Source organism: Singulisphaera photorubra (assembly GCF_045290345.1).
GTDB lineage: Bacteria > Planctomycetota > Planctomycetia > Isosphaerales > Isosphaeraceae > Singulisphaera.
In genome coordinates this window covers 4,402,804-4,428,291 of record NZ_CP155447.1, presented here as the reverse complement: position 1 = coordinate 4,428,291, position 25,488 = coordinate 4,402,804, and the positions used below count along the sequence as shown (strand labels likewise).

General features: G+C 59.7%; 15 protein-coding genes. 9 read left to right on the top strand and 6 right to left on the bottom strand.

Annotated features, from left to right (window positions below):
• Nucleotides 1-16 precede the first annotated feature (16 nt).
• Complete coding sequence (locus V5E97_RS16800) at nucleotides 17-1,282, bottom strand: Gfo/Idh/MocA family protein (protein ID WP_406700449.1); 1,266 nt, start codon at nucleotides 1,280-1,282, stop codon at nucleotides 17-19.
• Between the two features lie 406 nt (nucleotides 1,283-1,688).
• On the opposite strand from V5E97_RS16800, the gene V5E97_RS16795 reads away from it, so the two are divergent.
• From V5E97_RS16795 to V5E97_RS16775, 5 genes are all read left to right on the top strand, one after another.
• Nucleotides 1,689-3,584, top strand: a complete 1,896-nt coding sequence (locus tag V5E97_RS16795; protein ID WP_406700448.1) for a CocE/NonD family hydrolase — start codon at nucleotides 1,689-1,691, stop codon at nucleotides 3,582-3,584.
• A gap of 606 nt (nucleotides 3,585-4,190) precedes the next feature.
• The gene (locus tag V5E97_RS16790; RefSeq protein WP_406700447.1) at nucleotides 4,191-5,255 is read left to right on the top strand and encodes a DUF1559 family PulG-like putative transporter; all 1,065 of its coding nucleotides are present in this window, start codon (nucleotides 4,191-4,193) and stop codon (nucleotides 5,253-5,255) included.
• 235 nt (nucleotides 5,256-5,490) lie between these two features.
• Nucleotides 5,491-5,958, top strand: a complete 468-nt coding sequence (locus V5E97_RS16785; RefSeq protein WP_406700446.1) for a hypothetical protein — start codon at nucleotides 5,491-5,493, stop codon at nucleotides 5,956-5,958.
• 1,030 nt (nucleotides 5,959-6,988) lie between these two features.
• A complete protein-coding gene (locus tag V5E97_RS16780) occupies nucleotides 6,989-8,074 on the top strand; it encodes a DUF1559 family PulG-like putative transporter (RefSeq protein WP_406700445.1) in 1,086 nt (361 codons plus the stop codon).
• Between the two features lie 139 nt (nucleotides 8,075-8,213).
• Nucleotides 8,214-8,636 carry a hypothetical protein gene (locus V5E97_RS16775; RefSeq protein WP_406700444.1) on the top strand — a complete coding sequence of 141 codons (423 nt, stop codon included), beginning with the start codon at nucleotides 8,214-8,216 and terminating at the stop codon, nucleotides 8,634-8,636.
• Between the two features lie 202 nt (nucleotides 8,637-8,838).
• On the opposite strand, the gene V5E97_RS16770 is transcribed toward V5E97_RS16775, so the two are convergent.
• The 3 genes from V5E97_RS16770 to tyrS all read right to left on the bottom strand — a co-directional run bounded on the left by V5E97_RS16770 (nucleotide 8,839) and on the right by tyrS (nucleotide 12,372).
• Complete coding sequence (locus V5E97_RS16770) at nucleotides 8,839-9,810, bottom strand: lysophospholipid acyltransferase family protein (RefSeq protein ID WP_406700443.1); 972 nt, start codon at nucleotides 9,808-9,810, stop codon at nucleotides 8,839-8,841.
• Nucleotides 9,811-10,047: 237 nt separating this feature from the next.
• Nucleotides 10,048-11,112: a Gfo/Idh/MocA family protein gene (locus V5E97_RS16765; RefSeq protein ID WP_406700442.1), complete on the bottom strand. Its 1,065-nt coding sequence runs from the start codon at nucleotides 11,110-11,112 to the stop codon at nucleotides 10,048-10,050.
• Nucleotides 11,113-11,148: 36 nt separating this feature from the next.
• Nucleotides 11,149-12,372, bottom strand: coding sequence for a tyrosine--tRNA ligase (gene tyrS, locus V5E97_RS16760; RefSeq protein ID WP_406700441.1), 1,224 nt, complete (start codon nucleotides 12,370-12,372; stop codon nucleotides 11,149-11,151).
• Between the two features lie 149 nt (nucleotides 12,373-12,521).
• On the opposite strand from tyrS, the gene V5E97_RS16755 reads away from it, so the two are divergent.
• Nucleotides 12,522-13,709 (top strand): CPBP family intramembrane glutamic endopeptidase, encoded by a 1,188-nt coding sequence (locus V5E97_RS16755; RefSeq protein ID WP_406700440.1) that lies wholly within the window; start codon nucleotides 12,522-12,524, stop codon nucleotides 13,707-13,709.
• Nucleotides 13,710-14,203: 494 nt separating this feature from the next.
• Nucleotides 14,204-14,422, top strand: coding sequence for a hypothetical protein (locus tag V5E97_RS16750; protein ID WP_406700439.1), 219 nt, complete (start codon nucleotides 14,204-14,206; stop codon nucleotides 14,420-14,422).
• Nucleotides 14,423-14,627: 205 nt separating this feature from the next.
• Here V5E97_RS16750 and V5E97_RS16745 read toward each other — a convergent pair whose 3' ends face one another.
• Nucleotides 14,628-19,340, bottom strand: a complete 4,713-nt coding sequence (locus V5E97_RS16745; protein WP_406700438.1) for a Calx-beta domain-containing protein — start codon at nucleotides 19,338-19,340, stop codon at nucleotides 14,628-14,630.
• Between the two features lie 665 nt (nucleotides 19,341-20,005).
• Here V5E97_RS16745 and V5E97_RS16740 point away from each other — a divergent pair.
• Nucleotides 20,006-22,789, top strand: coding sequence for a PA14 domain-containing protein (locus tag V5E97_RS16740; protein WP_406700437.1), 2,784 nt, complete (start codon nucleotides 20,006-20,008; stop codon nucleotides 22,787-22,789).
• A gap of 75 nt (nucleotides 22,790-22,864) precedes the next feature.
• Nucleotides 22,865-24,346, top strand: coding sequence for a DUF7133 domain-containing protein (locus V5E97_RS16735; RefSeq protein ID WP_406700435.1), 1,482 nt, complete (start codon nucleotides 22,865-22,867; stop codon nucleotides 24,344-24,346).
• 17 nt (nucleotides 24,347-24,363) lie between these two features.
• Here V5E97_RS16735 and V5E97_RS16730 read toward each other — a convergent pair whose 3' ends face one another.
• The gene (locus V5E97_RS16730) at nucleotides 24,364-25,344 is read right to left on the bottom strand and encodes a serine/threonine-protein kinase (protein WP_406700434.1); all 981 of its coding nucleotides are present in this window, start codon (nucleotides 25,342-25,344) and stop codon (nucleotides 24,364-24,366) included.
• Nucleotides 25,345-25,488: the final 144 nt, after the last annotated feature.

Genomic DNA, 25,488 nt, shown 5'->3' with positions numbered 1-25,488 from the left:
ATCGGGTTTGGGACGCTCAGACCTGGGAGGGCATTTCGATTCGGCTTCCATACTCACGGCTGAGGAGTTTGTTCGCCTCGGGATCGTTTGCGAACGACTCGGTGGCGGCGTCGAACTTCAGCTTTCTCCCCACGCGATGAGCAATGTTGCCCAGGTGGCAGAGGCGCGTGCTCAGGTGGCCGATCTCGATGTCGGCATTGGGCTTTTCCCGCGTTTTGATACAGCTAAGGAAGTTGGCGAGGTGCTCGTCCACCCCCCCTTTGGGCTTGCCCCCTGCCGCCTTGCCATCCTCAACGCGCCAGCCCTTGTCGTCGATGAGCAAGGTCCCTTGATCACCGTAGAAGGCGATGCCGAAGCCGGCCCCCTCGGTGCCGTGCTTCGACCACATCCGATGTTCCCAGACCATGCAGGCTTCGGGGAACTCCCAGGTTACGATCTGGGTGTCGGGCACTTCCTGGTCGTCGTCGAAGACGTACTTGCCGCCCCCGGAGGTCACGCTGATCGGGGCTTCGACGCCCAGGCCCCAGCGGGCGATATCGAGGCCATGGATCCCGTTGTTACCGAGCTCACCGGTCCCCCAATTCCAGAACCAGTGCCAGTTGTAGTGGAAGCGGTTGGCCATGAAGGGACGATCCGGAGCCGGACCTTGCCACATCGCATAGTCGACCCCCTCCGGAACGGGCCCGGGCATTCCATGGCCGATCGGCTTTCGAACCTGGTGGATCCAGGCGCGGGACATACCGACCTTGCCAATGGATCCGGCTCGGAGGTACTCGACCGCGTCCTTGATGTGCTCCATGCTCCTGCGTTGAGTGCCGGCCTGGACGACCCGTTTGTACTTCTGCGCCGCATCGACCATGCGACGGCCTTCGACGACGTTGTGGCTGACCGGCTTCTCGCAATACACGTCTTTGCCCGCCTGGCAACCCAGGACAGTCAAGAGCGCATGCCAGTGATCGGGAGTGGCGACCACGATCGCATCGATCGACTTGTCGTCGAGCAACTTGCGATAATCTTTTTCCTGCCGAGGCGCTTTGCGTTCGGCCTTGTCGATCACCTGGAGCGCCTTCGCAAACTTGGCATCATCAATGTCGCAAACGGCGACGATCTCGGCGTCTTTCTGCTTCACAAAGGCCTTCGTCAGATCGGTTCCTCGCGTGCTGAGCCCGATCACTCCCAGGCGGACCTTTTCACTGGGGGCTGCCGAGGCCGAGCGACCCGTACCCGCCAATGCGGCCATTCCGGCCATCCCAAGAAACGTCCGCCGATTCGGCTCAGTCATGATCGAGATCCCCTTCCGGCACGAATGCCGTATCCGTGTCACCATTTAGATCGAGTCGAGGCGGCCCGAACGGCTGCTCTCTCCTCTATCGAGCATAGCGCCCTGCACGGGGGCATGGCAAGCGATAACCTCGACGGACCGACTGATTCTCATGGCTCGCCCCCACCTCGCTCCAGCCTACGATTCACAGCCGCTGTCAGTCTCGGTTGACTTGGGCTTTATGGGGCATTGCATCCCCTCGACGGCCCGAGTAGCCTGATCGTCTTCATCGGAAACCTTCCCGAAAAGTGGGCCCCACCCCTGCCTGAGATCTCCCTTGGTGGCAAACGAGTTCGGGATGATAGGCTGAGCCCAATCGACGAATCCACGAATCCAGGTTTCACCGTACAAGAGGACCCGAATGGGAATGCGTCGATCAAGCTGCCTGTTCGCCCTGAGCTTCGTCTTCCTCCTGAGCCTTCGGGGGGCCTGGGCCGAAGCCCCCAAGGTCGCCGTTCGAGAACCGGAATTCGAGGTGGTCGTCGAGACCGACGTGAAAATTGCCACGCGTGACGGCACGAAGCTTGCCGCCGATCTTTATCGGCCTGCTCGTGATGGCCAGGCGCTCGCCGGCCGATTCCCAGCCCTGTTGACGCGAACCCCGTACAACAAGACCGGAACGGCGACGGATGGGCAATATTATGCCAAACGTGGCTATGTCGTCGTGGCCAATGACGTGCGCGGGCGCTACGCGAGTGAAGGGAATTGGCGAATGATGGCCGACGATCCCGACGACGGCTACGACGTCGTCGAGTGGATCGCCGCGCAGCCCTGGTCGGACGGCAAGATCGGCACCTTCGGGGTCAGCTACGGGGGCGGAACACAACACGCCCTGGCCGAGACCAATCCGCCGCACCTGACGACCATGATCCCTATTGATGCCCTCTCGAATTGCGGGATCAGTGGGATGCGTCACGGGGGCGCGTTTGAGCTCCGGTTCATGAACTGGATCTTCGATCAAGGGGCCACCAACAGTCGCGCGGCGCTTTCGGAACCGGCCCTCAAGACGGCCCTGGTCCAGAATGCCCGGCAGATTCGCCAGCACGTCGACAGTCTCCCGTTTCGCCCCGGCACAACTCCACTCCGCGTCGTCCCTGAGTACGAGCGCTGGCTTGCTGAGGCGATGCGAACCGGTCCGGAATCCCCCTTCTGGAAGATCAAGGGGATGTCGGTCGTCGATCAACTGCCCGACTATGCGGACGTCCCGGTGCTTCACATCACCGGCTGGTACGACTCCTGGACCCGTCAGGTCGCGATGAATTACGAGGCGCTTTCCAAAGCAAAGCGCTCCCCCCAGCGGCTGACGATCGGGCCTTGGGTCCACGCTTCGCAACGGTCGAACGTCGCGGGTGAGGTCGAATTTTCCGCGGATGCAGGGGTCGACTTGGCGGCCTGGAGGCTCCGCTGGTACGACCGCTGGTTGAAAGGGGATCGTAACGGCGTCGATGACGACCCGCCCGTCCTGATCTACGTGATGGGAACCGGTGACGACCACAAATCGGCCACCGGCCGCCTGAAGCACGGTGGTTTCTGGCGAGCCGAACGAGAATGGCCCCTCGCCCGCGCTCGTGCCACGTCTTATTTCTTACGGGGTGATGGAACCCTCGGGACAACCGCTCCCGAACTGGAGTCATCCCGAACGACGTTCACGTTCGATCCCCATCATCCGGTTCCCACAATTGGCGGAAACATTTCCTCCAACCAGGGTTTGATGACCAACGGCGGCTACGACCAACGCCCGCGTGATGACACACACGCGGCGGAGAACCGTCTCCCTCTCTCCGAACGACGTGACGTTCTCGTCTTCCGAACCGAACCTCTCGCCGCGGATCTGGAAGTGACCGGCACCGTCACGGTCAAACTCTGGGTTTCCTCAACGGCTCCCGACACCGACTTCACCGCCAAGCTCATCGACGAGATCCCTCCCAACCCTGACTACCCGTTGGGGTTCGACCTGAACATCGGCGACTCGATCATTCGCGCCCGTTATCGCGAGTCGCTTGACCAGCCCAAGCTGATGGTCCCTGGGGAAGTCTATCCCTTGACCATCACGCTTTACCCCACGTCAAATATCTTTAAAAAAGGACATCGAATTCGGGTTGACGTGGCGAGTAGCAACTTCCCTCGGTTCGACGTCAACCCAAACACAGGTGAACTGTTGGGCTCCCATAGACGAATGGTCGTCGCAGATAATACAATCTTCCATGACAGCCAACATCCTTCACAAGTCGTTTTTCCCGTGATTGAGAGGGGAAGTCGATAGTCGGGGGCAAGCCCTCATTCGACTTCGTTGGTGATCACCCACTCATTGGATTCTTTCTGCCCCTAGTGCGAGCGACCTTGATACGACTGGGTCTTTGTACGCGCCGACAGATCGATGGAATATTCTGACGGGCCGTGACGAAGAATGGCTTTGTGAATAACGACTTGTTTCGATCCTGCATGCCTTGTATTGAGAGTGAGACGTCCCGGTGTGCGAATCGGCGGCGGCCAGACCCGAGAAGCTCAGCGCCTCCAAGAGAACTGATTATGATCGTCACCCATCAGATATCTGTGGTCGCGGCGCCATAGACTTTTCTCGGTAGCGTCAATCCAAAAAGGAGGAGGGAGGGGGAAGCCCTACGATTTTCCACCTCTACCATTTCTTTCGCGTGGTTTAGATACCAGTTCTTTTGACTTGTCAAACAGAATTCGGCGATCATTCCGTAAAACGAGTGACTCCAGGATGGTTTGATGCTATTCTCACCCGTTCCGATTCCACAATTCATTGTGCCATCCCTTAGTCCGGGCCAAACTCTCTCGGGAGGGGTTGGTTCGCAAATCGTTCGCTGACCGTGAGATCGAATCCCCCACTTCCGGAGCCCAGGCCATGAGACGAGTGCGTCGCGGTTTTACGTTGATTGAGTTGCTGGTCGTCATCGCGATCATCGCAGTTTTGATCGCCCTTCTGCTTCCGGCCGTACAGGCGGCCCGAGAAGCAGCCCGTCGTTCCCAGTGCACCAATAACCTCAAGCAAATGGCCTTGGCGACCCTGAATTTCGAAAACGCAAACAGCCACCTGCCTCCGGCCTATGGTCCGTACGCAATTGCGGACGGCGGTAGCAGCCGAGCCTCCACCCAGGCGTTGATTTTAGGATTTCTCGAGCAGTCTGCTCTATATAACGCGTTCAATTTCCAGATCGACGTCCATTCGAACCGAGGAAATCTCACGGCTCAGACGCAGCTCGTCAGCGCTTATATCTGTCCGTCCGATCCCCAAAGTGTTCGGTTGATCGGAGGAGCGGCAGGCCTGCCACTTGGTTATAATAATTACATGATCAGTAGCGGGGCCTCGGCCTCGCCCGAAGGACCTGGCAGCACGGTCGCGGCCTACCAGGAAGCGAATACCGCAAACTTCGGGCCGTTCAGTTTCCCGGCCCTCGACCGGACGGGAACCGCCGCGACGAACCCCAATTTCCGGGTGTGCAAACCGGCTCGGCTCGCGGAGATCACCGACGGGACCAGCAACACCGCGATGTGGTCGGAGACTCGGAGGTCGCGTGGAACAACCGGCGCGACCACCGACCTTCCGGCGAACGACCCGTTGGCTGTGGTCCGTCTGGCCGCGATCAACAATCAGATTCCCGACGCCGGGTGTACCACCCAGTCGCCGTCCAATTATGGCACCTATCGCGGTCAGTCGTATCATCGCGCAGGCGTTTGCTGGACCCACTTATACTCTCATACGATGACTCCGAATTCGAAGAACCGGGACTGCGCCTCGGATTCGGTCCTCAACGGTCACATTGCTGCAAGGAGCTTCCATTCCGGGGGCGTCAACGCGTCCTTCTGTGACGGTTCTGTGCGGTTTTTCAAGGATTCCATCTCGTTGGTCACCTGGCGAGCCCTGGGCTCTCGGGCAGGGGGCGAGATCATCAGCGCGGATAGTTACTAAGAACGAATTTCTCGCGTAGGCCGGTTTGCAGCGGGAGTCGAGAGGATTCGTCCGGCAGGCAGTCCTCATCGACTCCACGGAGCAAGTCCGTTTGATTCACCAAAAAGGGGGGCGAAACCAGATCATCCTGGCCATTTTTTCGCCCCAATCTGGTTGGCCCTTGGTGCGAGCCGGCGCCACGGTCGTGCGACTCGCCGACCGTGAGTGAGGCCAACTCTTTCGGAGAGCAACGATAATGAAACGAAGACTCAGGGTGACTGGCCTGTTCTTGGTCGGGACCTCCGCCCTTTTCGTGACCGGCTGTGGCCCGTCAACACCTGCCCCAACCCAGGATGTGATCGAGAGCATCAATCTTCGCGAACTGGGTGAAGCTTACCGAACCTACCTCCTGGCAAAGAAGTCGCCCCCGAAGAAAGCCAACGACCTTCGGGAGTACGAAGCGGGATATCCGATGGCCATTCTCGGGCTCAAAAACGGCGAACTCGAAGTTTTTTGGGGGGGAGAGCTTCTTGAGCCCGAGGCCGTTTTTCCCACGGCAGAGTCCGATAAGATTCTCGCTTACGAGTCGAAGGCACCCAAGGAAGGGGGGTATGTTCTCTTGACCAACCGCAAGATCAAGAAAATGACTCCCGACGAATTCAAGTCGGCACCCAAGGCTGGTCCCACCCCGGTTACCTCGGCAGTTGCCAAGCCAACTTCGTAGCCTCACCATCCAGCCTTTGCATGTCAAATCGGTCCATTGGAAAATTTTGCCGAGAATCCTGCGTCCGGCTTGGATTCGTCGCGCTGCGTCCTAGAATAATGAAGACGCGTGAAAGCGCGGGACTGGCCACCGTCTCTCTCCACCAGGGAAGAGACGGTGACTTGGCGACACGTTTCCTTTGATTGCGAAATCGTTCAATCGAGACCAGAGGATCCGTCAGAGTGAAGCATACGCCTGCGTCAGTTTTATATGTTGATAGCTCTTAAGATGTTGCGACAAAACTACCCGTTGAGCGAGTTTCGCTATACGAATGGTGAGGCCTCCTCAAGTACTTGGCTGACGGCCGTCAGTCTTCCATTACCCAAAAATTGATCAACGACTCACAACAAATTGCCCGCCAAATTTGGCGCAATTTTGGCAAAAACAAACCAGAGCGTTGTGCCCCTTGATGTTCGGCAGGGCGTTCGTCACATTCCCGACCCCTGTTCGTAGCGGCTGGGAGTTTCCGTGCCGACAGTGGCTTCCGGCAGTTTCCGAAGTGGCTTGCCTGCCTTGATTCACCGTTATGGGGAGTCTGGCAAGGGTCTAGCGGCTGTGGAGTTGTCGCAAATTTTCAACAGGGCTCTGAAGAGTTCGATAGAGGTTTTTTTTTGACGATTATCTACAAATACCGGACCGGCGAGTGGGCTCAATTTTGCGAGAGTCATATTTTTTTCCGGGGTGGGTTGAATTTTGATCAAGTTCATAATAATAATATTGCTTCTCTCCTCATAGATTTCGACAAAGCCGCGATGACCTCGTAATCGTTGTAATCCTCGCGACGCATTTCGGCCTCGTCTCGAAGAGTTCGGCTTCTTGATATTCACATGTAATCGCTGTGTTTAAGCCAGGGATATGGCTAGAAACGACGATGCCGTCGTGATTCTTTTTTCAAGCAGATTGTTGATCAGGCTTTCAGGCGTGATCGACGAACATCGCTGTGATGATATCGTATAGGTTTTCCCTTACTCTCTTTCGGAGTTTCCCCAGAATGAGTCGCAATCGTCGAGGTTTTACCCTGATCGAGTTGTTGGTGGTCATTGCCATCATCGCAGTTCTCATCGCATTACTCTTGCCCGCCGTTCAAGCCGCTCGAGAAGCGGCCCGCCGCTCACAGTGCACGAACAACTTGAAGCAGATGGGCCTGGCCGCTTTGAATTTCGAGTCCACGAATTCTAGCTTGCCTCCCAACTGGGGACCGAATCCCGTGAGCACAGGCGGCAGCCGTGTGAACGGGCAGGCTTTCATGCTTCAGTTCTTGGAGCAGGGAAACCTTTTCAATACCTGGAACTTCATGATTGATTCGAACACCCAGAAGGCGAATCAGACGGCCCGCGTTCAGCAGGTAAGCACCTATGTCTGTCCTTCCGACCCGGGAACCGGAAGCCAGACCGACCCCGGTGGAAGCGGCCTGCTCTGCGGCCACCTGAACTACTACGCCAGCTTGGGAAATTCCGCGGGCCAGTATTACAGCTTGGGAACCGCCAATTCGGAAACCAATGGCGCGGTGATCGGCCTTTTCCAGGTGAGCTACGAGACGGGCCAACCCCAGTACCTTGACGCGGCTGGGACTCAACTCAACCCCGCTTACCGGATGTGCAAAGGCACCAAGCTCTCGGAGATTGTCGACGGTACCTCCAATACGGCAATGTACTCCGAGATCAAACAGTCTCGCTTCAGCGGTACCATGCCCGCGATCGATCAGAACAACAAGCAGGATCCCGTACAACTCGGGTCTGATGGCGACTTTGGAACCGCGATCGGTCGGCAAACCCCCGGGGCGAGTTGTATGACCGTCTCGAGCCGGATCGGTTATCGTGGAAACCAGTATTATCGGTTCATCCCGCAAACCACGAATTATACCCACACCGTCCCCCCGAACTACACCGGGGTCGATTGTGGTGACTCGGCCATCACGGCCGCACACATCGCCGCGCGGAGCTATCACTCCGGCGGAGTCAACGTCGGTTTCGCGGATGGTTCGGTTCGCTTCGTCAAGAGCTCGGTGAATCTCCTGACCTGGCGTGCTCTGGGAAGCCGTGCCGGGGCCGAAATCGTGAGCTCCGACGCTTTCTAACACTCTGCTGCCACGGATCCCGCTGCTCTCGTGGAACATACGAGAGCAACGGGTCATCTGCTTGGGATCGACATTTAAACTCAATGAATCAGGGCGGCCCGAGTGGTGGGCCGCCTCTTGCTTTTCCGGAGTTTTCACAATGGTTCGCGGTGGATTTCGCTTGCTGTGCGGGCTGATGATTGGACTCTTGTTGGCAGGATGCAACTCAAATCAGGGCCAGTTGGCCCCCGAGGATGCTGAGCAGGAGGTCAAGCGCAACAGCCTCGTGGAAGTCTCAGAATTGCTCCGTCTCTACAGCGCCAATCATAACAACAAGGCCCCTGCCAAGAGTACAGATCTGTCAACCTACGAAGTGGGCTTTCCAACTGGCTACGAGCGAGTGAAGGGGGGAGATGTCGTGGTCATCTGGAGCACGCCCTTTGCAGAAGGCGCTTCGGACAAGATCCTCGCTTATGAGAAGGCGGTCCCGGAGTCCGGTGGGTATGTCTTGATGCAGGACGGGACGACCGTCAAGAAGTTGACTGCTGATGAGTTCAAGTCCGCTCCGAAAGCCGGGAAATGAGCTAAGCCGAGACGTGATCGGAGCAGTACATCCTGCACAATCGCTCCGCAATCGAAATGTGATGTTCCTCGGCAGAAAACGCTCTGGGCTCGCAGCGAGAGACGCCAAGGTTGATGGTTCAAACGATTCTTCTTAGTTAGCCTGACCTGTCTGCTCCCACCTCGCTCGTTTCGCTCGCTCGAGTCAACCTCAACGCACAGAATTATCCCGACGCCCCACTTTCCGGGGCGTTCGGGACTTCCGCGGCCTTTCGATTCCCTCGCTTTTTCGGCTGATGCTTCCAGCGCCGATGGAGCCAGAGGTACTGCGACGGGTCACGGCGGATGATCATCTCAAGTGCGGTAGTGAAGCGTTGGGTGATCAATCGAGCGTCGTCGGCTGTCCCGGTCAACTCGTCGGGATCGATGATGACGTCACACCCAACCTCGTAACGGAACCCAGGACCGACGCGACGCGCATAGCCGACGATGACCGGGGCGTGGTGCTCGATCGCGAGCAAGGCGATCGCCTTGTGAGTGGATGCGGGACGGCCGAAGAAGTCGACGAACATCCCATTCTGCCCAGCATCCTGATCGGCCAGGAACGACAGCAATTTTCCGCTCCGGAGGACTTCGAGCATTTCGTCGTAGCCCCCGGTCTTGGGGATCATTTTCTGACCGGTTCGCTCCCGAAACGACTTCAGGAACTGATCGAGGTATGGGTTATCCAGCGCTCTCGCCACGGAGTTCGGCGGGAAGCCAAAAACGCCGAACAGGTAGCCTGCCATTTCCCAGTTGCCGTAGTGGCCCGTGAGCATGATCACCGGCCCGCCGTTCAATAAACGGTCGAGCACCTGGAGCTTCTCCTCGCCAACTAACGTGATCCGATCCCGCCACGTCGTCGGATGGAGTTTCCGGGGGATGTGGAGAATTTCCATCAGCATCATGCAGAAATGCCGGTAGACGTCGCGCACAATCTGGTCGCGTTGGACGTCCGTATAGAGATCGCCGAAGGCGATTTCGAGGTTGTCCATGCCAACCTTGCGGTGCCGTTTATCCACGCGGTAGAGAATCGCCGCGAGGAATCGGGCGAAGGCGTACGACTGCTCAATCGAGAGGGCCTGAGCCACTCCGACGATCAGACGAACGCCCAGGTAGACGGCGTAGTCGAGCAGGGGGGGGCGTCGTCGTCGCATCGGTCACTCCTTCGACCTCAGAGCTCAATCCCGGAGCTCAACTCCCTCCGAAGGCCGCCAAATGGCGACCTCGAATTGGGTTTCTCTCGCCCCTCGAGTGTAACCGGACACACCTAGAGCGGTTTTGCCTGCATGCTGGGGTCCCAGCAGGGCCCCCAGCCATCCGGTTGCTCACGGCCTCGATGCACGAGAACCAGGTCCTTCGTCACCCCAACGGCCAGACTCGTCGGCCGGACCTCAGACATCGTTGAGGGGAAGACGAACGGCCTGCCCGGTCTTCGCCGACTGATAAATGGCACGGATGATTTCGACTGACTTGCGGCCTTCGCGACCATCGACACGAGGGGTCCCATTGGTGTCGATCGCCTTGAGGAAGTCAGCAAGCTGGTCGCGATGGCCCTCGTGTTTGATTCCGCGAGGATCGCTCGCTCCCGCGGTGAAACCAGTCGCCCCACTCAACGACTCGAGGATGACGTCGTCGCCGGGAGCCTCGGTGGCGAACGACCAAAGGGTCAGGTCGTCTTGCTCGACCCGCGCGGAACCAAACTCGCCGTGGATTTCGGTCCGTTTGAGAAGCCCCGGGTAGGCACTCGTGGCGGCTTCGATCATCCCGAGCGCACCGTTCTTGAACCGCAAGGCCGCGACGGCCGTGTCTTCAACTTCGATCCGGTCGTGGACGAGCGTGGCAGTCATGGCCTGGACGGAGTCAACGTCCCCCATCAACCAGTAGAGGAGGTCGACGTTGTGGATCGCCTGGTTCATCAGGGCGCCACCGCCGTCGAGTTCCCAGGTCCCTCGCCATCCGCCCGAGTCGTAATACTCCTGGGTTCGCCACCACTTGACGTGGGTATCGCCCAGGGTTAGCCGGCCGAAACGGGCCTCTTCGATGGCCTGTTTAAGGGCGATGTTGGCGGGCGAGAATCGCGACGGAAAGATCGTGCAGAGTCGGACGCCCCCCTGTTCGCAGGCGCGGATGATGGCGTCGCAACGGGATAGGGTAATCTCGAGCGGCTTCTCGACGACCACGTGCTTGCCTGCCTGGGCCGCCTTCACGGCCGGGTCGAGATGGGCTCCACTGGGGGTGCAGACGCAGACGACATCAACGTCGGGGCGGGCGAGCATCTGATCGAGATCATCGTAGATCGTGCAGTCGCCTCCGGCCATGGCGGCGATCTTGGCGCCGTTGGCTTTGGAACGACTGAAGGCCGCGACGACGCGGGCTCCTTCGATCTCATTAATGGCTTGCGTGTGGAATTCGGCGATCATGCCGCAGCCGATAATTCCGAAACCGTGCTGACTCATCCCGATGGCTCCGGCGTCGTATTCTGTTTCCAGGAATCAAATAAGTGTTCGACGAACTTTCACAATTTTGTGCTTACCGACGCGGACGATCAGGCCATCGCTCACGTCGATCAAAGCCTTCGGGTCTTTGATGACCTCGCGATCGGCGCCAATGGTGACGCCCCCGCCGTCGATCACGCGTCGCGCGTTCGACGTGCTACTCTCCAGGCCCAGGGTGACGATCAAGCGAGGGATCGGCATCCGGCCGTCGGCGTCGAGTAGGTGGGCGGGAACCTCAACCTCGTTGATTTCAACGGGATCTTCCCGCTTGGCTCGTTTGCGAAACTCCGAGGCGGCCGTGTCGGCCTCATCGGACGAGACGAGCCCCGAGATGATCGCCTTGGCCAGGAGTTCCTTGACATTCCGCGGGTTGATGCCGGGCTGGAAGAAGCCTTCGATCTCTTCCATCGGGATGTCGGTCAGGAGCGTTAGATATTGCCTGAGCGGTTCGTCGGGAATGCTCATGAGCTTACCGAACAAGTCGTTTGCCGGAAGCCCGATGCCGATGTCGTTCCCCAGGCTCTTGCCCATGCGCCTGACGCCGTCGGTGCCGACCAGGATCGGCATCGTCAGGGCGACCTGCGGGCGCTGCCCTTGCGAGTTCTGCAAATCACGGGCGACCATCAGGCTGAAAAGTTGCTCCGTGCCGCCGAGCTCGACGTCAGCACGAATCTCGACCGAGTCCCACCCTTGCATCAGCGGATAGAGACATTCGTGCAGGTAAACCGGTTTTTCGGAGGCGAGCCTTTTGGCGAAATCTTCACGAGCCGAGATCTGCGAGAGTGTCATCTTGCGGGTCAGGTCGAGGACATCGAGGAAGGACCACTTCGAGAACCAGTCGCCGTTGTGATGGACCTCGGCCTTGGAGAGGTCGATGATCCGCCCAACCTGACGGAGGTAATCCTTGGCGTTCTCGGCAACCTGGGCTTCAGTCAGCGCCGCCCTTGTCTCGTCGCGTCCCGAGGGATCGCCCACCAACGCGGTGTAGTTCCCGATGATGATAACGGCGGTGTGGCCCAAATCTTGGAACTGGCGGAGTTTCCGAAGCGGCACCGTATGCCCGAGATGGACGTTGATCCCGGTGGGATCGATCCCATATTTCACCCGCAAGGGAACGTTGTCACGGATCGATCGTTCGAGCATCTTGACGAAGTCCCCTTCCGGGACGATCGCCTCGACGCCTCGTCGAAGAATCTGGAGCTGAGCATCAACATCCGTCATCGGCGGAATGAACTCCTTCTCGGGTGGGTTCGCGAATGCCGATTTTAGGGAGTCGAGAGATTTCGGGCAAGGTGGCCGATGAGAACAGGGCTGTGCTACCATGAAACATCGACACTTGACATTCGTGCGCCCCCGGGGTCCCGAGCCCGATGCCCGTCTCTTCCATGCTTGCAAGCCTGTTCCTTCTCCTGATCTTTTTCTTGATGTTCAGTGGAGTCATCGGATCGTGGAGTTGGGTGATCTGGCGAGTCCGAAATGGTCAAGCGATTCTTCCGCGACTGTTGGAGCCAAAGCCGGTTCCTTGGGGCTTGGGGTCGGTCGTCTTGGTGGTTTTCACCTGGCTGATCGTGAACGTCGGCCTCATCACGATCTACCTGAAGGTGACCGAGGGTGTGCCGCCCGCGGTTGCGAAGGCCGGTAAGGCCGTCGGGCCAGCGGTGACGCGAACGCTCGGGTTCACGGAGCAGATGGTCGTGACCTCGCTGATCAACGGGGTCTTGCTCTTGGCCATTCCCGTGCTCTTGATGTTGACCTCGCGTGCTCGCCTGGCCGACCTCGGGATCGAGCGGCGGCGGCTGGGCCAGCAGTTGCTCGTGGGGACCTTGGCCTTCTTTCTTGTCTCTCCGTTCGTCTATGCACTCAACGGCCTGGCTGTCCTGATCTGGAAACCAGAGAGTCATCCCCTCGAAAAGATGATCCGCAACGAGTCGTCCATGGGGATCGCCGAGTTGGCGGTGCTCTCGGCCGTGCTCCTGGCTCCCGCCGCCGAAGAGTTGATCTTCCGAGGCGTCATTCAGCGCTGGCTCTCGAAGATCTTCAATCCTCGGCCGATCGACGAGGTCTGGTTCGATGAACCGGCCGTGCCGTTCGAACTCCCGCCGCTTCAGGAAGACGAGTCCCCAGTTGATCGCGTTTCGATCGTGCCGAGCGATCGAGGTCCGAGCCTCGACGAAAGCCCGTTCTTGCCCCCCTCCAGCCCAGCGAGAACTCGCTCAACCTCCCCTCAGTTGGATCTCTCGACAGATCCCGACCGGGTTCGGATGCAGCCCATCGTTCTGACCTCGATCCTCTTCGCCCTGGTCCATTTTCCGCAGTGGCCCGCCCCGTTGGCCATCTTCTTCCTCTCGCTCGGGCTCGGCTACGTTTTTGAGCGCTCGGGAAGTCTGATCGCGGCGATGGTCATGCATGCCTTATTCAATGGGCTCGGAACGCTCCTCCTCTTCGTGATGATCCTGGTTGGAGGATTGCCTGCCCCTGCCGCGAACAAGAAGGTAAAGGTAAATCCGCCTCCGGGTTGCGTTGTCCCGGAACCGACGATCCGTCGAATCCTGCAATGACGATGGCCTAAATCAATTCCACACTTTTAGGATCCCTAGATTCTCTTTGCTCTTGCGTTGGCGCATGCCAACTGCTCTGGTAAGCTCAAATTGTTTCTCTTTCTCTCGAACAGTCTCGGTTGGGTTGTGAGGTACGAAGGAGGTTGCTCATTCCGAAAGCGACCATTCTCTCTGTTTGAGGGGCTGGTCTCATTTTTCGGGAAAGAAGGATTAAGCAGAGGACGCTGAATGTCCGATGAGAAAGGGACGCGAACCTCAATTTCATGAGGATCGAAGCGTCTCGGCAGGCGGGCAAGTGACCGTTGGCCGCGAGACGACTTCGATTGTGGCGTCGACGGCATCCGCCTTGATGGCATAAGCCGTGGACGCTCCGGCAACCAGCATCAAGGTCGATGCGGCACGTCGAATGGGATTCGAGTTCTTCTCGATTCTACGGACTTGTGAAGCCTGCTCCGACCGTTTTGGAGATGGTTTCCCTCGTGGGAGTTTGTTTGATGAGCGAGTCGAATTCCACGAAAAATGCACCGATGCATTCTGGTTTCGTTTGGGCGGGCACTGTGGCAAGGATCCGTCGTGGTGGTAAGTCGTCGCGGGCCGGGCGTCGCTCGGCGGTTCTGGGCATGCTGACCTCCGCCTATGTCAACTCCTCGCGTGGCGGTCGCGCCGCGACTTCGACCAACGCCGAGGCCCGTCTTGGCTCCGACCGTTCCTGATCGCGAACCGATCGATGAAGGGGAGCGGCCATTCCGCCTGAGCTTCCCTGACAACAACGGACCGCCGGCCCCATCCTGAGTGGAGGGTCAGGCGGTTCTTCGTTTATGTCCCCTCACCGCTGAATCGATGGGCTCCCTCAAGATTTCGACAGCCCTCGCTCGCTTCCTTCCCCTGCGCCGCGTCCAGGGCGACCACTCGCTTTGCTCAGCGTCGACCCCGTCGCAGGCGTTGACCTGACAGTTTGCCGGGAACACCGACGGGATTGAAGACGTCATCGACGGCCGGTGGTGAGAACAACCGTCGATTAAAGGGCATGTTTCCCACAAGGATGGCCGGGGAGCTCATCTTCACCCTGACCTGCCCGAAGGCACCCAGGCCTGTGATCGACGAGAACGAGGAGGCGTTCTTCCCGCCTCGGACTCGCCCCGTGAGCACGGTCCGTTGGGCGATCGGGTTCAGAACTTGGAGCCGATTTCCGTCTCCATTGGCGTAGCGAGTCAGGTCAAGCAGGCCGCCACCAGTCACTCCGACCGAGACCAGCGTCTGTTGGCTATCGAGATATTGCAGGCTCGTTCCCCGCACGAGGTAAGCGCCAAACTGATGGGCCGAGATTGCTCCTGGCCCCGGCTCAAACAAGTTTCCGGCAAGATCCCGGATCCCCGCCACTTGAACATAATAGAAGCGGTTGGCCAGTAAGGGGGCGGTGGGGACGAGGGTCACGGTGTTGGTGGAGGGGGCGTAGCCAGGCGGTTGGAGCGGCACCTGAAGATCGTCGGTCGTGCCAAAACGACCATCGGGTCCGACGTCAAAGAGCTGATAACCAGCGGGAGAGGACGCGGTCGCGGCGTTGAGCGTCTCGCTGAAGAATAAGGTGAGGTACTGGATCGAGGTGGCAGGGCCGAACAGCCGAATCTCCTGGACGCTCGGGCCTTTGAAATCAGGGTCGAGGTCGTGAATGATCAAAGTCGTTGATGTCTGGGTGCCCAGGACGGCCCCCCCCTGAGGATCTCGCAAGACGAGGGTGACGGTGCCATCTCGACTGGTGTACGGATTCGCGAGGACCGGCACGTTGAACGACTTCGTTGTCTCCCCTTGTTCGAACACCAAGGTCCCCGAGACAGGGACGAAGTCGACGCCGGGGGCGGCGATGCCCGACAGGACCGTGTAATAGTTCACCGCGACCCGGCCCTGACGGCCATCGGTTCGCTGCACGACAATCGTGGCAACCCCCGCATTTTCCGGTACGACGACCGTGGGCGAAGCAAATTGAAAAGTGCCCGGTGGCTCGACCACTCGCACGTTCGCAAGGGCCCGGTTGTCGGTCGGATTCGGGTCGAGTTCCCGCCCGCTCACGGTGGCCAGGGCGGGACCCGTGCCGGCGACCGTCGGAATCACGACGATCGTGATGGAAGCCGATCCGCCCACGGCCAGGTCGCCGAGACTCGCAGTCACCAGACCGCTGCCCAGAGACACGCCTCCCTGACTAGCGATCACGGAAATAATCAACTGGCCGAGGGGAAGGGTCTCATTGAGGACGACCCCGGTGGCCGGCACTGGCCCCTGGTTCGTCACGGTCAGAGTATAGATCAGACGATCGCCGGTTGTGACTTGCCCTCGGTCAGCAACCACCTGAACCGTGAGGTCAGCGGACGGTACGACGAGGGTTGTGAACGTAGCCTGGTTATTGGAGAGATCGTCGTCGACCTCGGTTCCAGTAACGGTTGCGGAGATCTCGAACGGTCCGGGAGCGATCGTGGTGACGACGACTGTCAGAGTGACGGAATCCATTGGGGCGAGGTTACCGATCAGGTCGATCAACTGGCCGTTGGCCGGCGTGAGGTGGTGGCCGAGGCTGTCGATCGCCGAGACGAACGTGACGCCGGTGGGGAGGAGTTCGGTCAAACTGACGCCGGTGGCCGGTGAGGGACCGTGGTTGGTCACCGTCACTGAATAGGTCAGATCGCGGTTGACGAGCAAGGGGCCGGTCGGTGGCGTGATGCTGACGGTGAGTTCGGTTCTTGGCGAGACATGCGTTGTTGTCGTGACCGTGTTGTCGCCTGGCGTAGGGTCAGGCAAGTTCGACGTAACGGTCGCCGTGTTCGTGATCGAGGGCGCGTTACTGGCCGCTGTCTGGATCACAATCGTCAGAGTGGCGAAGGCGTTGGCGGCCAGCGTCCCGATGTTGCCGATCACCTGTCCCGACGACTCGGTCGATTCACCCTGGCTGACGGTCACCGAGGTCACGGTGACGTTGGCCGGTAGGTGGTCGATCAGGATCACGCCGGGCGCTGGCGAGGGGCCGTGGTTGGTCACCGTGATCGTGTAGGTCAGGGGCCCACCGGCGCCGACCTCCGAAGCACTGGCATCCACGCTCACCGAGAGGTCGGAAGCTGGGTTGACCTGGGTTGTCACAGAGGCGGAGTCGTTGGTGCCATCAGAGTCTGCCACGCCGCTCGTGACGGACACCTCATTGGTCAGCAAAGACCCCGAAGCGAGAGTTGGGGTGACCACGATCGTCAGAACGACAACTCCACCGGATGCCAACGACGCGAACGCATCGGTCACGACTCCATCGCGGATCGTGAGGTCCCCCCCGACGTTGTCGCTCGCCGAGACGAAGACGACGCCGGCGGGTAAGACGTCGACCAACGAGATGCCGGTCGCCGTCGATGGCCCCTGATTCGTCAGCGTCACGATGTAGGTCAGTGGCTGCCCTACCAGAGTCGGATGGGGGGGAGCTTGAACACTGACCCGAAGATCAGCCAGTGGCGCAACCGTGGTCGTCGAGGAGGCGAGATTGTTCACTAACGAGGCTTCCGGCTCGTTCGCCGTCAGCGAGGCGGTATGGGTGATGGAGCCGGGAGTCAACGCGTTCGTGGCCACCACAATCGTGAGAACCAAGGGAGCCGAATCGGGGTCGAGGATCGGAATGACGGTGGTGAGCCTGTTTCCCAGGATCGACAGCGTTCCTCGCGAGGCGTTGGCCGACACCAACGTCACATTCTCAGGGAGGAGATCGGTCAGTGTCACGGCCGTCGCTTGAGAAGGGCCAAGGTTCCTCACGGTCACGAGGTAGGTGACGTTCTGCCCGACGAAAACAGGGTTGGTTGGTCCTTGCACCTCGACCGCGAGATCAACCAGTGAACTGATCGTAACGGTGACTGAGTCCGTATTGTTGCTCGGGTTCGGATCACCTTCCAGACTCGTGACGCTTGCCGAGTTAGTGATCGAACCCCCGGAAGTGGGCGACGTTCGCACAACGATCGTCGCGGTCCGAGACTGGCCGGCCTCCAGTCCGCCGAACAAGAACGAGAGCGAGTTGGGCCCCGGAACAACGATCGCTTCGGCTGAGGTGACCGAAACCAGCGTGACACCGGCGGGAAGCAGGTTCGTTGCTGTCACCCAACTGGCCGCGGTCGTTCCCTGGTTCGTCACGACCAGCGTGAACGTGACCGTCTCGCCCGCCTGTATCGTGGAGGAGGATGAACTTACCGCAACACTGACATCCGCCTTCCCCTTGGTGGAGACGTTCAGGGCAAACTGTGACGTGTTACCCGTGGGATCCGTTGCCGTCGCGCTGATGATTGCCCCGGGCGCGACATTGCTGGGCAGCGTCACATTGAAGACGGCGTTGCCGGAGCCGTCGGTGTTGATCGGGAGCGTACCGAGCCACAACTCTCCTTCGCCGAATCCCGACGGGTCGGCCGTGGTATTCGCGAAGAATTGAATCACGTACGCCGCGTCCGGACGGCTCCCGTTCAGTGAGCCGCTGATCGTGACCGAGCGGGTGTCAGTGCTCGCCGCACTGAGGGCGGGAGCTTGCTGGCTTTTATTTCCGCTTCCTCCCAAGTCGATGCCAAGTTTGACATTTGAAAAAATGGAATTTGATAAAATTTGATTATTAAACACATTAATAATTAACGAAACGCCTGCGCCTATGCCGATGCCCGGGTTGCCATTGAATGCGATGGTATTCCCCGCGCCCGCAACCAGCCCCCCGATCGAGTTATTGCTGCTGAAGAGACGGACTCCATCGCCCAGGTTTCCAAGGTTCAAGGTATGAAAGCGGTCGGTCCCGATCGCGTTCCCTTCCACGCGAAGCCCGTCGGTCAACCCAAACGTCTCGATGCCGTGGGCGTTGTTGCCCGAGACCACGTTGCCAGCGGAATGGCTCGTCCCGCCGATCAGGGTATTCAGGGCGTTTTTTACCAGGATCCCACCTGCGCTGTTGCCCCGCTTTAGCGTTTCGTCGGCAGTAACTCCAACGAGATTTCCCTCAATGACGTTCGCTGAGGCTCCATCGAGCAGGATTCCATATCCCAGATTTCCGGAGATCAGGTTGCCTTGGTTCGGTTGCGTGCCGCCAATCCGATTATTGGCGCTGGTGACGTAAATCCCGTGCCCTCCGTTGGCCCCGACCGACGATCCATTGGGCATCATTCCCAGGTAATTGCCCTGGATGACGTTGTTTCCAGGCCCGGCGAGGTCGATCGCGTTCCCCTGAAAGTGAACGATTGAGAGCCCGACGATGGTCGTCGAACCTGCCAGGGCACTCAAACCATTGACCCCAGGGCCGGCAGCCGAGCCATCAAGTTGGATAAGCGGGGTGCCCGCGTAGCTTGGTTGCGTCGTGCCGTCGATCGTCACGGGGACGGAGAGCGTCGGCAGAGTGGCACCAAGACTGATCGTTTTGACGCCTGGCCCCGGGATCGCGAATGCGATCGTATCTCCCCCGTCACCGTGATTCACCTGGCCAATTGCCCACCGCAGCGTGCCTGGGGAGAGGCTGTCGAGCGTCTCGGTCACCGAAAAGACCGTGAGGAGGATCCGACCTTCCATCGCCTCCAGTTGAGGGCGGACCGAATTGGGGCGAGTCGGCTTGGACCGCCGCGCGAGAACCAACGATGGCGTGCGCATGGACGAGGTCTCTCAATCAAAGGTGTTGAGATCGAAGATGCGCGATTCCTGCCCGAGCGTCGAATCCGAGGCAGGCCGCTCTTTTCAGGACTTCTACGTCCGTCATACGAGGTATGGCACGACCCGCGTCATTGGAAAATATACAGAGAGGTAAGCTCGGAGTCAAAAAGAAACGATTGTTGTGAATATCGGATCATTCGCGACCTTCATGGTTTCAATCGCAAACGAAGGATTTTGAAGGCATCGCTCAAATCAAAAAATGGTTCGAGCGACATTTCAATTTCGCACAAACAATCAGTTGTCGGACACTTGAAGGCCCGATCGCTCCTCGTCACCTCTCCTAGGAAATTCATTCTGAAGAGGACTGGCTGGAATTGGAAGCGAAAAATTCCGAAAAATCACGAATGAAAAGTCGAGGCAGAGCGGGGCTGGATGTATTCGCGAGAAACGATTGCGAAGGCGCAGGCCTTGAGTTCCGCGACGGGAAGATGAAACGTTTGTCTTCGACTATGGGGCCCGCTACTCTGGGAGCCACTTGGACACACCCTTGCCCTGGCGGAATGATCACATAGTGGCGGATCGACGAGCCTTTCCTTCTCGATCCACCTGCTGTTGTTCCGCTCGCGGTTCAGACGACCTGGCCGGTATCCCGGGGGATCGACTTGATGAGCGCCCAGGCTCGAATGACGCTTTTGATTCTGATGTGTGGGTGGGTCAGCCTGGCTTTCCCGCCTGATTCAGTGGCCGGATCGGCGGTAGACTCGTCCCCCAACCACCCGATTGTCGCAGGTTACGAGCGATTCTTCGTCGATCCTGGTGCCAACGCCGCCGAAGCGGGACGCTTGCTGTGGGCGGACCTGAACTGCAATTCCTGCCACGAAGCAGGGAAGTCCGGGGAAACCTGGTTCGAAGCCAAGCAAGCGCCGATCCTCGACGCCGTTGGCACCCGCGTCAGGCCCGAATATCTCCGTTCCTTTCTTCTCGACCCGCAAGGCACGAAGCCGGGGACGACGATGCCGAACCTCCTCGCCCATTTCTCGGAGGCGGAGCGCCGATCAGCCGTCGAGGCCTTGACTCACTTCCTCGCGTCGAGCGGACGAGTGGTCGGAATCAATCCCAACGCCAAGGCGATCGCCAGTGGCCGCACCCTCTATCAGCAAGTAGGCTGTCTCGCCTGCCACGGTTCTCTCGAATCCAATGCGCCGCGGATTGCAACGTCGGTACCGCTCGGGGACCTGGCGGGGAAATACACGCTGGGCAGCCTGACAACCTTCCTGAGCGATCCAATCAAGGTGCGGCCCTCGGGTCGGATGCCCGCACTTGGTCTGACCAGCAACGAGGCTGGGGATCTCGCAGCCTACCTACTGCGCGACCTTCATGAAGCAGCCGAGCCGAACCTCACATACTCCTACTTCGAGGGAACCTGGGAAAACCTGCCCGACTTCGCTGCGCTGACGCCCGTCAAGACGGGGAAGTCGGTCGGGATCGACCTCACGGTGGCCCGCAGGTCCGACAACTTCGCGCTCTTGTTCGAGGGATTCCTCAACATCGAACGGGACGGTGACTATACCTTTCACCTCAAGTCAGATGATGGCAGCCGGTTACTCCTGGACGGCAAGGTGGCCGTCGAGAACGATGGGATTCATGCGTCGAAAGAGAGGCGCGGCACGATCCGGATGACGAAGGGAACGTACCGGCTCGCCGCGGCCTTCTTCAACGGTGGGGCAGGGGCGGAGTTCGACCTGGACTATTCGGGACCTGGAATTTCGCGCCAGCCAATCACAGGCGCTCTCTCCCTGACCGATCAGCCCCGATCGCTCGAGTCGAAGCGGGCGGAGCAGCAATTCGTCATCGAAGAAAGGCTCGCCGACCGAGGGCGCGAACTCTTTGCCAAGGTGGGCTGCGCGAGTTGCCATCAACTGCGACAGGAGAATACGCCGATCCCGTCCCGGCTGGTTGCGATTCCACTCGCCCAGCTCGACTCCAAACGAGGCTGCCTCGACCCCACGCATCCCGCGAACGCGCCGGTCTACCCACTCACGGACCGCCAGCGGGAAACCTTGGGCGCAGCGATCGACAGCTTCAAACGACCGAATCGCGCCGAGCTTACACCTCTCGAGGTGGTGTCGGGAACTTTGAACCGCCTGAATTGTTACGCCTGTCACCAGCGAGGCGGAGTCGGTGGTGTCGAGGAGGCGCGCAATGAGTTCTTCCAGACCAAGCAGCCGGAGATGGGGGACGAAGGGCGTCTTCCCCCGTCGCTCGACGGAGTCGGGGCCAAGCTCACGGCCAATTACCTGGCGCACATTGTCGGCGACGGAGCGAAGGACCGACCCTATATGCTGACCCGAATGCCTCGGTTCGGGAAGGCAAACGCCGGCCACTTGATCGCCGCCTTTGAGACACTCGACTCGATCGAGCCGGTGAAATCGGTGGAGTTTCACTTGCCCCCCCGCCGGGTCAAGTCAGACGGTCGCTACCTGACCGGCGGCGAGGCCCTTGCCTGTATCAAGTGCCACACGTTCAAAGGGGTTGAGACCGAGGGAGTGCAGGCGATCGATATGACGATCATGACGAAACGGTTGAGGCGTGACTGGTTTCATCGTTATCTGGTCGATCCACAAGTCTTCCGTCCCGGAACCCGGATGCCGGTGGCCTGGCCCCAGGGCAAGAGTCTCCTCCCAAAGATTCTCGAGGGGGACACCAGCCAACAGATCGAGGCGATCTGGCAGTTCCTGGCGGACGGTAACAAGGCGGTGGAGCCTTACGGCCTGGGACGCGACCCAATCCCCCTCGTTGCCGACCACGAGCCGCTCATTTACCGCAACTTCATTCAAGGGGCAGGGCCTCGCGGGATCGGGGTCGGATATCCGGAGCGACTGAACCTCGCATTCGACGCGAACGAAGCCCGGATCGCCATGATCTGGCAAGGCGCCTTTATCGACGCCTCGCGGCACTGGTCCGCGCGAGGCGCTGGCTTTCAAGGTCCGCTGGGAGACAACGTCTTGAATCTACCGGACGGTCCCGGGTTCGCGACGCTCGGCACAGGCTCCGAGCCTTGGCCGACTCAGTCTCCCAAAGATCTCGGCTACAAGTTTCGCGGTTACCGGCTCGATCCGCAGGGGCGTCCGACCTTCCTCTACGATTTCAAGTCGGTTCAGATCACCGACTTTCCCGTTCCGAACCGCCCGAAGGACACGCCCAGCTTGCAGCGGACCTTGTCGATCAGGGCCTCCAACCCGCCGAGCGACCTCTGGTTTCGCGCGGCGGTTGCCGACAAGATCGAGCCTCTCCCCGATGGCTGGCATACGGTCAACGGCGAATGGAAAATCCGGATCGAGTCGGGTGCAGAGCCGTTGGTCCGAAAGTCGGCGGGAAAGGCAGAGCTCTTGGTCCCCCTCATTTTCTCGGGAGATGAGGCCAAAATCAACGAGCAGATCGTCTGGTGAACTTGACTCGCCAGACGCGGGAGACGACAACGAATCGCGACGCAGAGCCAATCCAGACACGTCGGGAACCGACTTATGCTTCGAACTGTCCTACAGGCAATGACCGTCGCGAGCCTCCTGCTCGGGATTCCCGATTTCGCACGGGCAGGCGATCCCGTGCTGACGGAAGCGGACTACTATCCGCTCGTGACCTTGCCCATTCCGGAAGAGGTCGTGCTCGAAGCGGGTGCACTTGAGATGTTGCCCGATGGCAAGCTGGCCGTCTCAACCCGTCGGGGAGAGATTTATCTGGTCGTGAACCCGCTCGCAGACGACCCTGCCAAGGTGAAATACGAGCGGTTTGCGCACGGTCTGCACGAGATCCTCGGCCTGGCCTATCGTGACGGCTGGCTCTACGTCACGCAGCGAGGTGAACTGACGCGGCTCAAGGATACGAATCAGGACGGCCGCGCTGACGTGTTTGAAACGGTCAGCGACTTCTGGGAAATCAACGGCGACTACCACGAGTATGCGTTCGGCTCGAAGTTCGACCGGGACGGCAACATCTGGGTCGCGCTTTGTCTGACCGGCTCGTTTTCCAGTGAAAACAAATATCGCGGCTGGTGCTTCCGGATCTCCCCCGAAGGAAAGGCGATCGCCACGAGCAGTGGCATCCGATCGCCGGGAGGACTCGGGATGAATCTGGCCGGCGACATGTTTTATACCGAGAATCAGGGCCCGTGGAATGGTGCCTGTAGCCTAAAACACCTCAAACCAGGGGCCTTTCTCGGCCACCCGGCCGGGCTTCGTTGGCATGAGGCCGCCGGGATGGCCGGCCCTCGTCCCAAGGACCCCGAAAGCGGTAGCAGAATGGCGATCGAAGTTCAAAAGATCCCGGAGCTTCTCGCACCCGCCGTCTATTTCCCTTACCCCAAGATGGGGCAGTCGGCCAGTGGCATCGCCTCGGATCCCACCGGCGGTAAGTTCGGGCCCTTCGCCGGCCAAATGTTTGTCGGTGACCAGGCTGCGAGCACGGTGATGAGGGTCGTGCTGGAGACGGTTGACGGTCGCTATCAGGGGGCCTGCCTTCCCTTCCGCAAAGATTTCGCTTCGGGTTGCCTGCCTCTGCTGATGACCCAAGAGGGAACTCTGTTTGTCGGCGGCACGAGCCGGGGATGGGGCTCACGTGGCGGCAAGCCCTATTCGCTCCAACGCCTGGCCTGGAACGGCAAGGTTCCGTTCGAGATTCATGAGATCCACGCGCAGCCGGAAGGCTTCGAACTCTCGTTTACCGCCCCAGTCGACCGGGGAACGGCCGCGGATCCAAGGTCTTATTCGCTGTCCACTTATACGTATATCTATCAGGCCAGTTACGGGAGCCCCGAGGTCGATCAGACGACTCCGACAATCGATCGGGTCGAGGTCTCCGAGGATGGCAAACGGGTTCGCCTTTTCGTCAGCAAACTTCAGGTGGGCCATGTCCACGAGTTACATCTCGAGGGCGTTCGCTCGCTAGGTGGACAGCAGTTACTTCACCCGGATGCCTATTACACGCTGAACGCGATCCCGAAAAAATAACCAGGAGCGGCCGCGGCTCAGCGCGGCCGAACCGATTGGGCGCCGAGTTCACCCGAGGAGAGTCGTTCGAGATCGTCGGCCAGAGCCGACGCGGACGGATACCGCCGCGCCGGATCACGGTTCATGGCCTTCAAAATCACGGCTTCGAGGGACTCGGGCACGCGAGGGTTGACCGCGCGGGGGGTGCTTGGCGTGGCGACTGCGATGTGGGCGACCCAATCCGAGGGGGCAAGCCCCTCGGGAATGGTCAGGGGATGAGCTCGCGTGACCGCCTCGAAAAGAGTGACCCCGAGAGCGTAGACGTCGCAGAGGGTGTCGTCGGAGGGGCAAGCCGTCAGTTTCTCGGGCGCCATGTACAAGGGGGTGCCCGTGCCGTAGAGGGGCGTCAGGGGAGGGGGGCCGTCGAGGTCGCGGCTCAATCCAAAGTCAGAGAGGTAAACGCGACTCTCGAGTTGGCGGTCCATCAGGATATTAGCCGGCTTGACGTCCCGGTGCACAACCTGATTGGCGTGGGCGACCGCAAGGGCCCGAGCGACCCGGCTCATGACACGGACCATCGCACGGATGTAGGCCTCCTCGGTCAGCCAGGACCACCAAGCCCAACAGCCCTCGGGCCGTCTAGCTCGGCGCGACCTCATCTGGACGATGACCTCATCGAGCGAGATGCCGTTCACCAGCGGCATCGTCAGAAAAACGATCCCGTTGACCTCACCAAACTCATAAGTTTGGAGCAGAGACGGGCTTTCGAGTTGGGCACCAACCTCGGCCTCGCGGTGAAACTGAGCTAATCGTTTCGGATCGTGGGCGAGTGCCGGGGAGAGGACCTTCAACGCCACCGTCTCGACAAATGGTTCGAGCTGAATCGCTTTCCAGACCTGCCCCTGTCGCCCTGAGCCGATTCGCTCGACCAGGTGAAAACGGCCGAATTTGTGGTCCGTCAAACTCTTTCGGCCAGGATCAATCCGGTTGATGGTGCCGGGGCGGCGATGCGAGCTCATTTCGGAGGGCCCCGAGCGTTCGGGAATCAACCGTGAGTCGTCACCGTTGACCGCGACCTGAGTAGACTCCACCGAATCGATCACCCGGCCCCCAGGCGCATGATGACGCGGGTGAGTGTGGCTGCCTGTCCAGGATGATGCCGA

Coding starts and splice junctions, on each gene's coding strand:
- V5E97_RS16800 (WP_406700449.1), bottom strand. CDS start 1,282: ATGACTGAGCCGAATCGGCGGACGTTTCTTGGGATGGCCGGAATGGCC.
- V5E97_RS16795 (WP_406700448.1), top strand. CDS start 1,689: ATGCGTCGATCAAGCTGCCTGTTCGCCCTGAGCTTCGTCTTCCTCCTG.
- V5E97_RS16790 (WP_406700447.1), top strand. CDS start 4,191: ATGAGACGAGTGCGTCGCGGTTTTACGTTGATTGAGTTGCTGGTCGTC.
- V5E97_RS16785 (WP_406700446.1), top strand. CDS start 5,491: ATGAAACGAAGACTCAGGGTGACTGGCCTGTTCTTGGTCGGGACCTCC.
- V5E97_RS16780 (WP_406700445.1), top strand. CDS start 6,989: ATGAGTCGCAATCGTCGAGGTTTTACCCTGATCGAGTTGTTGGTGGTC.
- V5E97_RS16775 (WP_406700444.1), top strand. CDS start 8,214: ATGGTTCGCGGTGGATTTCGCTTGCTGTGCGGGCTGATGATTGGACTC.
- V5E97_RS16770 (WP_406700443.1), bottom strand. CDS start 9,810: ATGCGACGACGACGCCCCCCCCTGCTCGACTACGCCGTCTACCTGGGC.
- V5E97_RS16765 (WP_406700442.1), bottom strand. CDS start 11,112: ATGAGTCAGCACGGTTTCGGAATTATCGGCTGCGGCATGATCGCCGAA.
- tyrS (WP_406700441.1), bottom strand. CDS start 12,372: ATGACGGATGTTGATGCTCAGCTCCAGATTCTTCGACGAGGCGTCGAG.
- V5E97_RS16755 (WP_406700440.1), top strand. CDS start 12,522: ATGCCCGTCTCTTCCATGCTTGCAAGCCTGTTCCTTCTCCTGATCTTT.
- V5E97_RS16750 (WP_406700439.1), top strand. CDS start 14,204: ATGAGCGAGTCGAATTCCACGAAAAATGCACCGATGCATTCTGGTTTC.
- V5E97_RS16745 (WP_406700438.1), bottom strand. CDS start 19,340: ATGCGCACGCCATCGTTGGTTCTCGCGCGGCGGTCCAAGCCGACTCGC.
- V5E97_RS16740 (WP_406700437.1), top strand. CDS start 20,006: ATGAGCGCCCAGGCTCGAATGACGCTTTTGATTCTGATGTGTGGGTGG.
- V5E97_RS16735 (WP_406700435.1), top strand. CDS start 22,865: ATGCTTCGAACTGTCCTACAGGCAATGACCGTCGCGAGCCTCCTGCTC.
- V5E97_RS16730 (WP_406700434.1), bottom strand. CDS start 25,344: ATGAGCTCGCATCGCCGCCCCGGCACCATCAACCGGATTGATCCTGGC.